11 protein-coding genes are annotated in these 13,098 nt (G+C 58.1%); 3 read left to right on the top strand and 8 right to left on the bottom strand.

Annotated elements, in window-relative coordinates:
* Positions 1 to 36: 36 nt before the first annotated feature.
* The 3 genes from GT003_RS03380 to GT003_RS03370 form a co-directional block, all read right to left on the bottom strand.
* A complete protein-coding gene (locus GT003_RS03380; RefSeq protein WP_161694442.1) occupies positions 37 to 1,536 on the bottom strand; it encodes an ABC transporter substrate-binding protein in 1,500 nt (499 codons plus the stop codon).
* A 145-nt stretch (positions 1,537 to 1,681) separates the two neighbouring features.
* Positions 1,682 to 3,328 (bottom strand): response regulator transcription factor, encoded by a 1,647-nt coding sequence (locus GT003_RS03375; RefSeq protein WP_161694440.1) that lies wholly within the window; start codon positions 3,326 to 3,328, stop codon positions 1,682 to 1,684.
* Positions 3,321 to 5,150 carry a sensor histidine kinase gene (locus GT003_RS03370; RefSeq protein ID WP_161694438.1) on the bottom strand — a complete coding sequence of 610 codons (1,830 nt, stop codon included), beginning with the start codon at positions 5,148 to 5,150 and terminating at the stop codon, positions 3,321 to 3,323. The genes GT003_RS03375 and GT003_RS03370 overlap by 8 nt, the downstream gene beginning before the upstream one ends.
* A gap of 298 nt (positions 5,151 to 5,448) precedes the next feature.
* Here GT003_RS03370 and GT003_RS03365 point away from each other — a divergent pair, with 298 nt between their 5' ends.
* On the top strand, positions 5,449 to 5,871 hold the full coding sequence (locus GT003_RS03365; protein WP_239565617.1) for a hypothetical protein: 423 nt from the start codon (positions 5,449 to 5,451) through the stop codon (positions 5,869 to 5,871).
* Complete coding sequence (locus GT003_RS03360) at positions 5,868 to 6,941, top strand: phosphodiester glycosidase family protein (RefSeq protein WP_161694436.1); 1,074 nt, start codon at positions 5,868 to 5,870, stop codon at positions 6,939 to 6,941. Before GT003_RS03365 ends, GT003_RS03360 begins: the two co-directional genes overlap by 4 nt.
* Before the next feature lie 133 nt (positions 6,942 to 7,074).
* Here the strand turns inward: GT003_RS03360 and GT003_RS03355 are convergent, their stop codons facing one another.
* A complete protein-coding gene (locus GT003_RS03355; protein ID WP_161694434.1) occupies positions 7,075 to 7,533 on the bottom strand; it encodes a DinB family protein in 459 nt (152 codons plus the stop codon).
* A 232-nt stretch (positions 7,534 to 7,765) separates the two neighbouring features.
* Between GT003_RS03355 and GT003_RS03350 the strand changes: the two genes are divergently transcribed.
* Positions 7,766 to 8,572 (top strand): class I SAM-dependent methyltransferase, encoded by an 807-nt coding sequence (locus GT003_RS03350; protein ID WP_170312120.1) that lies wholly within the window; start codon positions 7,766 to 7,768, stop codon positions 8,570 to 8,572.
* On the opposite strand, the gene GT003_RS03345 is transcribed toward GT003_RS03350, so the two are convergent.
* The 4 genes from GT003_RS03345 to GT003_RS03330 form a co-directional block, all read right to left on the bottom strand.
* On the bottom strand, positions 8,523 to 9,323 hold the full coding sequence (locus GT003_RS03345; protein ID WP_239565618.1) for an ABC transporter permease: 801 nt from the start codon (positions 9,321 to 9,323) through the stop codon (positions 8,523 to 8,525). The two genes, GT003_RS03350 and GT003_RS03345, sit on opposite strands and share 50 nt — an antisense overlap.
* Positions 9,304 to 10,179: an ABC transporter ATP-binding protein gene (locus tag GT003_RS03340; protein ID WP_161694430.1), complete on the bottom strand. Its 876-nt coding sequence runs from the start codon at positions 10,177 to 10,179 to the stop codon at positions 9,304 to 9,306. The genes GT003_RS03345 and GT003_RS03340 overlap by 20 nt, the downstream gene beginning before the upstream one ends.
* Positions 10,180 to 10,184: 5 nt before the next feature.
* Positions 10,185 to 11,195, bottom strand: coding sequence for an ABC transporter substrate-binding protein (locus GT003_RS03335; protein ID WP_161694428.1), 1,011 nt, complete (start codon positions 11,193 to 11,195; stop codon positions 10,185 to 10,187).
* 224 nt (positions 11,196 to 11,419) lie between these two features.
* Entirely contained in the window at positions 11,420 to 13,093 is a 1,674-nt protein-coding gene (locus GT003_RS03330) for an ABC1 kinase family protein (RefSeq protein WP_161694426.1), read from the bottom strand.
* Positions 13,094 to 13,098: the final 5 nt, after the last annotated feature.

Genomic DNA, 13,098 nt, shown 5'->3' with positions numbered 1-13,098 from the left:
TTGGTATGAGAACAGCCTGCTTCGTGCAGGTAGTGCTTACTTGCCTTGCGTGGCTTTCCAAGCGTCGAGCTGCGTTTGCGCTTCGGTCAGGATTTTGCCGAGGCCCGCGTCGTTCATCTTCTTGATCGCTTGCGGCAAATATTTAACCGGATCGACCGTTCCCGTCATAAGCGGCGCCCAGAACGCTTCTTTGGCATTCTGCACGGCTGCGATTTCGCTCGATACTTTCGTCGGATCGAAGTTGAAGCCGAGCAGCGCTGCAGGTTTGCCTGCCGCGTTGTACGTTTTGAATTGCGCCCATTTGTCGGCAGGATCGCCCGGGTTCAAGTACGTCAGCATGATGTTGCCGAGCGCGAACGTCGGCATGTCGTAGTTCTTGGATTCCGGCAGGTTCTCCATGTAGTCGCCGTCGGTTTTCTTGTAGTGCGTGCCTTCGATGCCGGAGTCGACCATGTTGCGAAGCACCGGATCCGTATTCAGCAGGTTCAGGAACTCCATCGCTTTCTCTTTATGCTTCGAGTTCGCGGAGATCGCCTGCATGGAACCCATGACCGACGAGTTGTAGATCAGGGCATCGCTCATCGGCGTCGAAACGATCGGGTAGCCGTAGCTCGTCGACCATACGTTGTCCGCGAAAGGCTGCGTGGTCGCTTTATCGGCGAACCATTTGCCCGTTGCTTGCACGTCCGAGGACGATTCGAGCGTCGCGGCTTCGGTCGGGATGTAGCCGGCTTGGTAGTACTTATGCATCGTATTGAGCGCTTGCTTCATCTCCGGCGTGTCGAAGACGTTCACGACTTTGTAGCCGGTGTCGCCGAGCTTGACGGCCAGCGGGAATTTCTCGATCAGGTAGTCGTACGGAATATACGGCGTGTAGTTCTTGTCCACTTGCAGCGGCGTGACGTCCGGATTGTTCTGCTTCACCGTCTTAAGCAGCGGCTCCAGGCTCTCGAGCGTCTTGATGCCCGTTATGCTCAGCTTGTTTTCGTCCAGAAGCGTTTTGTTGAAGCGCCATACCTCGGCCGTAGGAAGCTCTTTGTAAGCCGGAATGCCGTAGTTCTTGCCGTCAACCTTGGAGCCTTCCAGGAAGGCCGGATCCAGCGTGTCCGTGATGCCTTTGCCGTATTGCTTCAGCAGATCGTCGATCGGGGCAAAAGCGCCTTTGCGCGCATTTTGCACATAATCGAATGCCCATGCCGCCGTGAACATGATGTCCATGTCCGCGCCGGAAGCCGTCAAGACTTGCAGCTTCTGGTTATAATCGCCCCAGTCGATCATCGTCATTTTGACCGTGGCGCCGATTTTATCTTTCGTGTACGCGCTGACCGCATCCATGACTTTGTCGACGTCTTTCTGCGGCGTGCCGATCGTGTACCAGTTCAATTCAACCGGCTCCGCGCCGCCGTTGCCAGATGCCGAATTGTCGGCGGCCGTGTTGCCGTTATTGCCCCCATTGCTGCCGCATGCGCTTAGCAAAAGCATCGCAGCCATGGCGGACGTCAGTCCGATTGCTGCTTTCTTACGGGTCGTTCTCATGGTATAGCCTCCCTAATGTCTGTGTAGAATCATGTCGAAACTTCCTTCTTCTTCATCTTAGAAGATGAAACCAGTTTCAAAAATAATAGAAAACAAAGAATCCGTGTACAAATTAAAGAAAGGAACCGCATGCGGCGCATCGGCGTCACAGCAGCTCCTTATATTCGCCAGGCACCATGCCGACATGCTTCTTGAATTGTTTATAGAAATAACCGGTCTCCCAATACCCGACCTGCCTGGCGATCTCGCTGACCTTCAGCCGGCTGTCCGCCAACAGTTCCTTGGCCCGCTCGATGCGGTATTTATTCAAATAATCGGTGAACGTATCGCTCGTCTGCTTGTGAAAGAGCTGCCCCAGGTAGTTGGGATGGATATGAAACTGCAGTCCGAGCGACTTCAGCGTCAGCGGCTCCTCGTAATGCTCATGGATATAACGCAGCGCCTGCTTGACGACCGGACTCATGTCTTCGCCGGAGAAGGAGTCGGCCGCGAAGAAAGCAGCCGTCGCCAGCGCATCCTCCACGCCGGCGAGCGACTCCGCGGAGACCGCGCTGTCGAGCAGCTCCTTGAAGACATCCGCCGTGTCGGCCCGGCGGAGCTTGTCGACTTCCATCTTCATCAGGATCATGAGCTCGACGGCAGCGCCTCTCGCCCGTGCCGGATGCAGACCCTCCAGTGCCCGGATGACCGCGAAATCGCGTTTGATCCGCCGCGTCAGCTCATCCTTGTCCTTCGCCGTAATCGCCTTCGCATACGGCTCCCACTCGAATAATTCCGTAGGCAGCGCTGAAGTCTCCGCCGATATCCGCGCGTAATCGATCAACTGCCGTTCCGGGAGCACGAGGAAAAACTGCTGCGCTTTGCGCGCCTGGCCATAGCTGACGGCAGCATCCACCATCGGCGCGGTCTCGCCCAGGGCGATGCGTGGCTGCCATTGCCGGCTCTCCCAGATTGCTGCCAGCCGTTCCAGCGTTTCCGTGAGCTTAGCTTTCGCCTGCTCGCTTCCGTCTATGCAGCAGGCCGCGACCAAGTCGCCGTCTTCGTTATGGAACGGAATGACCAACAGCTCCTCTGACGAGATAGACAGGAGGTCGGCGATGGGTTCGGCGGAGCTGTTTCGTTCCCAGGGGCTGCCTAGATCGGCTGAACCCTCCTGCTCCGCGACGGCGTTGCCCGCATCTGCCGCCTCGCTTGAATCCGCAGCGGCGGTCGGATGGAAAGAGGCAGCGGCATGGCCCATAACCGGACCGAAGCGCATGATCGCCAGCGCCGCGTACGGCTTCGACAGGTCGATGCCGAGCAGCGACGTTCGCTCCGCCAATTCGGGGAAAGCGATCCGTCCGTTTGCCCAGCGGGTCATGACGTTATCCCGCAGAATGCCGATCTCGTCCCGGCCGAAGGCAGGCATCGGCTTGTCCGCATCCAGCTTGCGCACCGTACCCTCCAGCGTCGCTTCCAGCTCCTCGAAGCGAATCGGCTTCAGCACGTAATTTTCGATGCCGAGCCGCATGCCTTCTTTCAAATAATCAAACTCGTTGTAGCCGCTCAGAATAATCACCTTCAGCTGCGGCTGCAGCTCCCGGGCTGCCCGGATCAGTTCAAGGCCGTTCATGATGGGCATGGAAATATCCGTGATGAGCAGATCCACGTTCACTTCGCGCAGCCGCTCCAGCGCTTCTTCGCCGTCCTCCGCGCTGCCGACGACTTCGAGGCCGAAGGCAGACCAATCCACCGCGTCGCTCAGACCTTCCGTGATGAACGGTTCATCGTCCACGAGTAACACTTTATACATCCCCAGCTTCCTCTCTCTTCTGCGCCGCGGGCCAGTATGCGATCACCGACGTCCCGCTCCCTAGCGCGCTTTCGATATGCAATCCGTATGCCGGCCCGTGCATGAGCAGGATGCGATCGTGCACGCTGCGCAGCCCGAAGGAGTCCTGTCCTTCGACTTCGGGCGCTCGGATCTTCTTCCGGAGACCAGCCAGCTTGTCCGGTTGAATGCCTTTGCCGTTGTCGCGGATTTGGACGAACACCATGCCTTCCGCTTGGACCGCTTCGATCGTCAGCAAATTGTCCTTGCGCCTCGAATCCATGCCATGCACGATGTAATTCTCCACGACCGGCTGCAGCAGCAGCTTCGGCACGAGGATCGGCAGCAGCTCCTGCGCGCAATCGATTTCGTAGGCGAATTTGTCCTTGTAGCGAATCCGGAACAGCTCCAAATATAAGCGGCACATCTCCAGCTCCTCGCCGAGCGTGCTCTCCGTCCGGCTGCTGACCGAATTGCGGAACAGCGCTGCCAGGCTGTAGATCATCTCGCCTACGTCCGCCGCGCCCTGCGACATGGCCCGCATCCGGATGACCTCCAGCGTATTGTACAGGAAATGCGGGTTCACCCGCGCCTGCAGGGCCGCGAGCTCCGTCTGCTTCAGGCGCAGCTCCGATTTATACTCCCGATCGATATGCCGGCCCAGCTCGTCCAACATGTCGTTGAAGCTGCGGGATATTTGACCGAGCTCGTCTTCCCGCTGATCCTGCAGGCGGGCGCTCAAGTCGCCGCCCTCCACCTTCCGCATGAAATGGACGATCCGATTCGTCCGGCGCGAAATATTGACGACCAGCACCGACGGGACGATGACGGCCACGACGATGCAAATGGCGCTGATCAGGATAATCGTGCGTTTGATTCCCGCGTAAGCCTCCGCCACCGTTCGCTTCGGCATGATGCCGACGACGAGATAGCCGGCTTTGTTCTGCGTCAGCGTGGAGATGTACGACGGCTCGTCCAGCATGTCCGACGTCTTGAGCGAACCCAGCTGCTTCATGTAAGGATAGGGCTTCCCGTAATAACGGTTCGAGGAATCGGACATCACCTGCCCGTCCGGCGTAAGCACCAGGATTTCGCCTTTGAACGGCGTCTGCTTCTGATCGAGCGAGCGGCTCACCATGCCCGCGTCGAAATATACGAGGAGCTTCCCGATCGATTGCAGCGTATTGTTATCGTTCACTTGGGTGCGCATCGCATACAGCTGCGCATTCCATTGGCCGAGCAGCGTGCGGATCCATACGTTCGGCGTACCTGCCGCCGGCCCCTCCGCCGCCATGATCTCCGGAATGTACGAACGGGTCGGATTGGTCGAATACAGCTTGCGCGAGCCGTTACGGCTGAATGCGTACAGCTGCCGTTTCCCCGTGCTGTACAGCAGGATGTTCTGAATGTCCGGATCCGCGTCCAGCTTGTCCGCCAGATAGCTTAATATATCGATGGCGCTCGCGTTGCCGCCCGCATAATTCTGGTCGAGCAAATACTGCGCATAGTCGTTATAGGGATGCTGGAGGAAATACGAGGTATTGCTCGCCAGCACGCTGTTGCGGTACACGTTCTGCATGATGCTTTGCACGCTTTCGTATTTTTGCTCCATGTAGCGGTTGACCCGTTCCATCGCCTGCTTCTGGTTGTTCAGCTCGCTGTCCGCGATCGACGAGGACATCAGGTTAAATAGAAAATAAGAGAGCGTAATGATCGTCAGATTCACGATAATCGCGAAGACGAGGATGACTTTGACGAACAGGTTATTCTGAATATAGCTGCGGTAAATCTTCTGGAATCGCAATCCGGGCTGCCTTCTCTCGAAATTCGGGGTTAGATTTCCGACATTATAACATGAAGCGAAAGCCTCGCCTATTCGCAACCTGTTCCCGCTTATTCTCGTCTGTTCAGTCGCGGGAGATGCATGCCGGCCGCGAATGCCCGTTGAGCATGCGCATCGCAGGAGGATTCGCCGCCAATCGCGCTGCCTGCTCTTCTACTATTTTTGTGGTAGAATATAGTTTCCGTTGGTAGGCACGTTGCCAGAAGACGCAGGATTACCCGCATTTCGCAATTTGAGGTCATTAGGAGTGAAGCACAACATGGAAACGAATTTGCAATCGGCGGCGCAGCGCTCAACCGAACGCACGTCCCGCAGGTCCAAGCCGTCCGTCCCGTTATTTCTCGCCGTATGGGCGCTGCTGATCGGCTGCGGCGTCTTCGGTACCATATGGTATACCGGTCAAGTGAAAGCCAAGATGACGCAGGATATCGCCGCGCAAACCTCACAGCAGATCACGGCGATGCAGAAGGACTACGACGCGCAGCTGAAGCAGATGCAAACGCAATTCGCCGGCGAGCTGACCAAGGTTCAAGGCAAAGTCGACGCGCTGAACGAGCTGCTGGAATTCACGAAGGATAACACGAATTCCAAGACGGACAACAGCAATAAGCTGTTTACGCAGCTGAGCCAAGTGCAGAAGAAGCTCGCCGAGCTGCAGAAAAGTCTGGACGTGTTGAAATGACGTTGACCGTCAAACGAATCAACCGCTTCTGCCTGCTGGCCTGCGCGCCGTTCATCGGACTGGTAATCTGGCTGCTGGCCGCGGATCTGTCGATCACGCTTCCGGACAGCGCCTTCCCGAAGCAGGCGTTGTCGGACGTTAACGTGCCGGCGGACACCGGTAAACTCACGGATGGCCTCGACTCGGCAAAGCAGAAGGCGCTCGTGACCGCGAAGTCGCTCAAGAAATCGATCGCGCTCTACACGGCAACGGGCCGAAGCATGAATGCCATCGTCACGCTGTCCGACTCGCAGGCCGACAGGCCTTACCGGATCTACGACCGCCGTATTACGTTGAAAATCGGATCCCCCGCGCAGCAGATCCAGTCCGATAACATCCGCGCGCAGCTGTTCACGATTCATGCGCAATATTTCAGCGGCTATGCGCTGAAGGTAAAGTTAAAGACGCCCGATGCGATGAAGATGGTGCTCGGGCAGGACAAGAACGGCGGCGCAGAGACGACGCTGGCTGCGGCCCGCCGCTATGGCGCAATCGCCGGCGTGAATGCCGGCGGTTTCGCGGACGATGGGGGCAAACGGTATCCGCTCAGCACCACCGTGATGAACGGCAGCTATTTGAACGGCTTCGATCCGTCGTTCAAGGATCTCTTCTTCGTCGGCTTGAACGACAACCTCGAGCTGATCGGCGGCAAATATTCGAGCCGCGAGCAGCTGGACAAGCAGAATCCGAAGTTCGGCGCTTCCTTCGTGCCGGTACTGCTGCAGAACGGCAGAACATCGACGATTCCGTCCAAGTGGCAGACGAGCCCGCTGCGCGCGCCGCGGACCGTCGTCGCCAACTACAAGGACAACCAGCTGCTCTTCCTCGTCATCGACGGCCGCAACGAGAACGGCAGCTCCGGCGCGACGCTCGAAGAAGTGCAGATCCTGCTGCAGCGTTTCGGCGCGATCGACGGCTACAACCTCGACGGCGGCGGCTCGTCGACGCTCGTCTTCAACGGCCGCGTCGTCAATCATCCGTCGGACGGCCGGCTCCGTCCAGTGCCGACGCATTTCTTGTTCTTTAAATAAGCCGGGCAAGTCAGGACGGACTATCGTGGCATCGGTGAATTGCCGTCGTTTGCCAGTTTATCGGCACAACCAAAAGACCACTTCGGCTGAAGTGGTCTTTTGGTTGTGCTAGGACACACGGTTCTTTGTCCGTCTACCCTTTGCTGACGTAAAACGGCAGCTGTTCGATTCCGGCCATCCGGAGGTAGATGAACAATTGTCCTTTATGGTGAATTTCATGCTCTTTTCCGTTCTGGAGCAACGCTCCGCCGGACAACGAACGACCGAAGAAATCGATCGATGCGCTCAACTGCTCCGGCGTCAGCGATCTAAGCACCGCTTCGGTGTGCTCGGTATCCGCGAGGATGCTCGCGCGCAGCTCGTCGCTGGTCGTAAACGGCTGCGAAGGCTCGCCCTTCGTGTATGTACCGTTCTTCGCGGTCGCGGCAAACATGCCCATCGCGCCCGTGATATGCAGGACAAGCGCCGACAGCGACATGCCTTTCTCGTACGGCTTCAATTGCAGCTGCTCCGTGGTGACGTCCTTCAGCATCTCATGCAAAACTTTGCGGTGGCTCAGCCATCCGCCGATAAATTCATCCAAGTTCGTCATTCCAAGCGCTCCTTCGATTTACGGATAAAGTGCCGTCGACTGCTTTCAGCAGCTCTACCATTATATCGAACTGAAGGACGCATTTCATCTTTCCGCGCGCGGCCGTCCCCTCTACCTGCCGTTGGAGCAGCCGATTGATAGGTCAAATCTATAGAGATCATTTCTTTCTTATATTTCACGAATAACGCCGTCCATGAGACAATAGCCTCATCAACGATATGAGGTGATCGAGATGACTTCTATCAACGAGTGGAATCCAGGCGCATACGACGATAAGCTGGGCTTCGTATCGCAATTCGGACAAGGCGTCGTCGGGCTGCTCCAGCCCGTAAGCGGAGAACGCATTCTCGATTTAGGCTGCGGCACGGGAGATTTGACGGAGACGATCGCCCAATCGGGCGCGAACGCAACCGGCATGGATTTATCGGACAATATGATCGCTGCGGCTCGGCTTAAATATCCGCATCTGGATTTCCGCGTCGCCAATGCCGAGGATTTCACAACCGACGTCGCGTACGATGCCGTATTCTCGAATGCGGCCTTGCACTGGATGAAGCAGCCCGAGCAAGTGGTAACTTGCGTGTGGAACGCGCTCGCTGCCGGAGGCCGTTTCGTCGCCGAATTCGGCGGACGCGGCAATGTCGAGACGGTGATCGCCGCCCTCGCCGAGTCGTTGGCCGAAGACTACGGCATCGATGCCGCTTCGCGGAATCCCTGGTACTTCCCGAGCATCGCGCAGTACAGCAAGCTCCTGGAAGATCAAGGCTTCGCCGTGAAGGCCGCCTTTCATTTCGACCGGCCGACGATGATGAAGGACGGCGATGGCGGCTTGCGCCACTGGCTGGCTGGATTCGCCGACGATTTCGTGAAGGAATTCACCGCCCGGCAGAAGGAAGCCCTGTTCGACACCGTGGCATCGAAGGCGCGGGCTGCCTTATTCCGGGACGGCTCCTGGCATGTGGATTACAAGCGGCTGCGCATCCTGGCCATCAAGCCTCATGGTGATACTTCTTCCTCGCATACCGCTCGAGCAGATTAACGAGCCCGTACAATGCGACCGACAGCAGTGCCAGCAGCGCAATGCTGACCATGACCAGATTCATCTGAAATACCTGTCCGCCGTAAATAATCAAATAACCGAGGCCGGCTTTCGAGGATAGGAATTCGCCCATGATGACGCCGACCAGCGTCAAGCCGACGTTCACCTTTAGCGTCGCGATCAAATGCGGAACGCTCGCCGGCAGCAGCACCATGCCGAGCATTTGCAGCTTGGTGGCGCCGAACGACTCCATGAGCTTCAGCTTCGTGCGGCTGATCTCCTTGAAGCCGCTCTCGATCATGATGATCGTCACGATCACGGAGATCGCGACCGCCATGCCGTACACCGAATAATGGTCGCCAAGCCAGATGAAAAATATCGGTCCGAGAGCGACTTTGGGCAACGCGTTCAATACGACCATATACGGATCGAGCACCTTCGACGCGAATGTCGACCACCAGAACAAGACGGCCGCCAGCGACCCGATCGCCATGGAGACCGCGATCCCGACGAGCGTCTCCTGTCCGGTAATCCACAAGTGATGAAACAAGCTGCCTTCCATCGCGAGCTCGCGAAACGACGTCCACAGCTGAGACGGCTTGCTCGTGAGCATGGAATCCACCCATTTCCACCTGGCCGCGAACTCCCATAGCAGAAGGAAACCCGCCAGAAGCGCAAGCCGCGCAAGCCAGATCAGCCGCTGCCTGCGCTTCTGCGCGCGCAGGTAGCGGTCATAAAGCGGGGACGTCATGGTCATCCAGCTCCTTCCATATGGTATTGAAATAGTCATGGTACCGGGAAGCCTGCCGCTTGCTCCACGGGGACAGGTTATCGCCCTCGTCGAATACGATGTCATGAGCGGCCGCGATCGTGCTCGGGCGTTTGGACATGACGAGCACGCGGTCCCCCATGCTGATCGCTTCGGACAGGTCGTGCGTCACGAGCACGGCCGTTTTGTTCTGATCCTTGATGATCCGGAACACTTCCTCCGACAGCGTCAGCCGCGTCTGGTAGTCGAGCGCGGAGAACGGCTCGTCGAGCAGCAAGATGTCCGGCTCCGCGACGAGCGTGCGGATCAACGCCACCCGCTGCCGCATGCCTCCGGACAGCTGGGCTGGCGCATGGTGTATGAAATCGCCGAGTCCGTATCGTTTCAGCAGCTCCTCGCCTTTGCGCTTCGCGTCCTCCTTCTTCATCCGGCGGATCTCCGCCCCGACGGTCACGTTGCCCAGCACGTCCCGCCATTCGAACAAATGATCATGCTGCAGCATATAGCCCACTTTATCCGAAGTACCCGCCACTTCCGCCCCGTCGATCGTCACGGTTCCCTGCGTCGGCCGCAGCATGCCGGAGATGAGCGAGAGCAGCGTGCTCTTGCCGCAGCCGCTCGGCCCTACGATGCTGATGAACTCGCCCCGGCCGATCGAAAGCGAGATGCCGCGCAGCGCTTCGGTCTCTTCTCTCGGCGTAAAATAGCGAAGTCCGACGCCTTCCAGCCGGATATGCTCCTGCTTCTGCTCCTGCTTCTGCTCCTGCTTTTGCTCCTGCTTCTGCCCCTGCCCTTGCTCCCGTCCCAGCCCCGAAGCACCGATCTCCCTGCGTGCCATCGGCGTTAGTCCGACTTTCCGAGCTGCTTCGCGAAGCTCATGTCGACGACGTCATCCATCTTCGTTACCTTCTCCTCCGCCTTCAGCACGCCGTTCTCCACGAGCACGTTCTGAAGAATATCGAATTGCTCCTGCGTGAGGACGGGATCCGTCGGCCATGTATCCTGTGCTTTATAACGGTTAACCGATTGCAGAATAAGCTCATCCGTCGTACCGTCGAAGAATGGCTTGAGCGCCGCCACGATTTCTTCGTCGGATGCGGCGTTCAGCCACTTCGCGCCTTCGGCAACGGCGGCCGTGAATTTCTTGATAATGTCCGCATGCGACTGGATATAGTCGGAAGTCGCGACGTAAGACGTCTCCGGATACGCGCCGAAATCTTCGCCGAGCGAAGCGACGTAATACGCTTTGCCTGCATTAACCAACGTCGAAGCGACAGGCTCGAACACTTGGATGAAGTCGCCTTGGCCGCTCGTGAACGCGCCGGCCATCGCAGGAGATGCGATGTTCGTAATGACGTTCGCGTCCGTAACCTGCTCCTTCAGGAGCAGCGAGTTCAGCACCATTTGCGGGGAACTTCCCGGTCTCCAGCCGATGACGGTTTTGCCCGAGAGGTCGCTCCACGTGAAATTGTCCAGCTTTTCCCTCGAGAGCAGGAACGAACCGTCCTTCGCGGTGAGCTGGTGGAACACCTTCAGCGTCTTATCGCCCTTCTGGTTGTAGATATAGATCGTCGTCTCCGGTCCGACCATGGAGATGTCTGCCGTGCCCGCGATAAGCGCGGCAGCGCCTTTGTCGGAGCCTTGCGCGGTATTCATGTCGACGTTCAAGCCTTGTTCCTTGAAGAAGCCCTGCGACATCGCCACGTAATGCGGCGCATAGAAGATCGAACGGATGACTTCCGAGAATTTGACCGTCGTCAGCTCATCCGACTTGGAGCTTTTGCCGCAAGCGGCCGTCATCGCCAGCAGCAGGACCGCCAGCAGCAGCAGCGTCGGTTTAACCAGTTTGCGCATGTTGATTTCTCCTTTGCTATCGTCATTGTCTGTCTTGCACGCACCCATGCTCTATATCAACGGTCCGCCCGGATCCGGTATATCTGCGCAAGCCCCCGCAGCGCGCAAAGAGCCTTGAATAGGTAATATCCTATTCAAGGCTCCAGGCCGATGTTCGTATTCAAATGCCCTTTCATTTCCAAAATATCGGCTCGCGTTACTCTAGCTGACGTCTACCTCACTTATCAGATCCTGCCGGAACGAATCATGGCCGCGATCAGCCACAGAAACATGACCAACGCGACGATAAATCCGATATCGATGATCGGTATATGCCATATCATCGTCTGCGTATGGCTCAACGCGGCGCCAATGATCAGTCCGACCATCAGGATGCTGAGCGACAGCAGCACGATGCTGAGCGACAAACGGTTGCTGATCCGGTCCATCTTCTTCGTCAGCATGTCCACTTGAGGGGAGGCAACCTCGACGCGCAGCTTTCCCTGCCGAATAATGCGGGACAGCTGCTTCAGGCTCAGCGGCACGTCGCTGATCAAATCGATCATCTCCGGCACGTCCTCGACCCAATTCCTCCAAATGTTGCGCGGGTCGATCCGCTCCAGGAACAGCTTTCGCCCGAGAGGCTCGGCCACGTCGAACACGCTGAAATTGGGATCCAGCGCCGTAACGACGCCTTCCATCGTCAGCAGCGCCTTGCCGAGCAGCGTGAGCTCGGAGGGAATGCGGATCCGGTGGCGGAACGACAGCGAGAACAGATCGTTCACGATCTCGCCGAAACCGATCCGCTCGAGCGGAACCTTGTAGTATTTCTCCCTCATCTCGTCGACGTCGGCGCCGAGCGCTTCCATATCCGCGTCTTCTGGTATGACGCCCATGCTCGATATGGCCCGCATGACGCCTTTCGAGCTTTGGTTCCGCAGCGCGATGACGAACGATACGAACTGCTTCTTCATGCTGGGATTAAGCCGGCCGACCATGCCGAAATCCAGAAGCGCCAGCCGGCCGTCCGAGAGCGCCAGGACGTTGCCGGGATGGGGATCGCCGTGGTACAAGCCGGCAACGAGAATCTGATGAAGGATCGTCGTCGCGAATCGGTCGGCCAGCTCGCGGGTATCCAGCCCCGCGCGCTCCAGCTGCAGACGGTCGGACAGCTTGATGCCGTCCACGTAAGCCATCGTAAGGACGCGCTTCGAGCAGTAATCCCAGAAGATCTCCGGCACGTGAACATGCTCTTGACTCTCGCTTTGGGCGATGAAGCGTTCCGCATTGCGCGCCTCCAGCGAGTAGTCCAGCTCTCTGCGCAGCACGTGGCCGAGCTCATCCACGATCTCGCGGAGCCGGTAGATTCGCGCCCATTCCATCGTACTCTCGGCGAGCCGTGCCCAGTCCGCCAAGATATCCAAGTCGGTCTCGATCAGCTTCCCGATCGCGGGCCGCTGCACCTTGATCGCGACCATCGTCCCGTCCTGCAGGGTAGCGCGGTACACCTGACCGATGGAAGCCGCCGCCAGCGGCTCCGCGGTGAAGGACCGGAACAGCTGATCGATCGGCGCGCCCAAGTCCTCTTCGAGGATGGCGGCGACGTCCTCGAACGGCGAAGCGGGCACATGGTCCTGCAGGCGCTCCAGCTCCGTCACGATGTCGGCCGGAATCAGATCGGGCCGCGTGCTGGCGATCTGTCCCAGCTTGACGAAGGTTGGACCGAGCTCCTCGAGCAGCAGCCGAATGCGTTCTCCCAGGCTTTTGGCCTGAAGCTCCTTCTGCGCCTCGCTGCGAAAGAAAAACAGCTTATCGGTCAGTCCCATCTCATGGGAGACATATCCCAGCCCGTTGCGCGCCAGCGCCGAGGCGATCGTTCGATATCGCTGCAATTGTCGAAGCCGTTTCCCCGGATTCATGACTT

It is taken from the genome of Paenibacillus sacheonensis (assembly GCF_009909195.1).
Lineage (GTDB): Bacteria > Bacillota > Bacilli > Paenibacillales > Paenibacillaceae > Paenibacillus_Z > Paenibacillus_Z sacheonensis.
The sequence above is the reverse complement of the archived record's forward strand: the minus strand, read 5'-3'. Positions and strand labels throughout refer to the sequence as shown.

Coding starts and splice junctions, on each gene's coding strand:
- GT003_RS03380 (WP_161694442.1), bottom strand. CDS start 1,536: ATGAGAACGACCCGTAAGAAAGCAGCAATCGGACTGACGTCCGCCATG.
- GT003_RS03375 (WP_161694440.1), bottom strand. CDS start 3,328: ATGTATAAAGTGTTACTCGTGGACGATGAACCGTTCATCACGGAAGGT.
- GT003_RS03365 (WP_239565617.1), top strand. CDS start 5,449: ATGGAAACGAATTTGCAATCGGCGGCGCAGCGCTCAACCGAACGCACG.
- GT003_RS03360 (WP_161694436.1), top strand. CDS start 5,868: ATGACGTTGACCGTCAAACGAATCAACCGCTTCTGCCTGCTGGCCTGC.
- GT003_RS03355 (WP_161694434.1), bottom strand. CDS start 7,533: ATGACGAACTTGGATGAATTTATCGGCGGATGGCTGAGCCACCGCAAA.
- GT003_RS03350 (WP_170312120.1), top strand. CDS start 7,766: ATGACTTCTATCAACGAGTGGAATCCAGGCGCATACGACGATAAGCTG.
- GT003_RS03345 (WP_239565618.1), bottom strand. CDS start 9,323: ATGACGTCCCCGCTTTATGACCGCTACCTGCGCGCGCAGAAGCGCAGG.
- GT003_RS03340 (WP_161694430.1), bottom strand. CDS start 10,179: ATGGCACGCAGGGAGATCGGTGCTTCGGGGCTGGGACGGGAGCAAGGG.
- GT003_RS03335 (WP_161694428.1), bottom strand. CDS start 11,195: ATGCGCAAACTGGTTAAACCGACGCTGCTGCTGCTGGCGGTCCTGCTG.
- GT003_RS03330 (WP_161694426.1), bottom strand. CDS start 13,093: ATGAATCCGGGGAAACGGCTTCGACAATTGCAGCGATATCGAACGATC.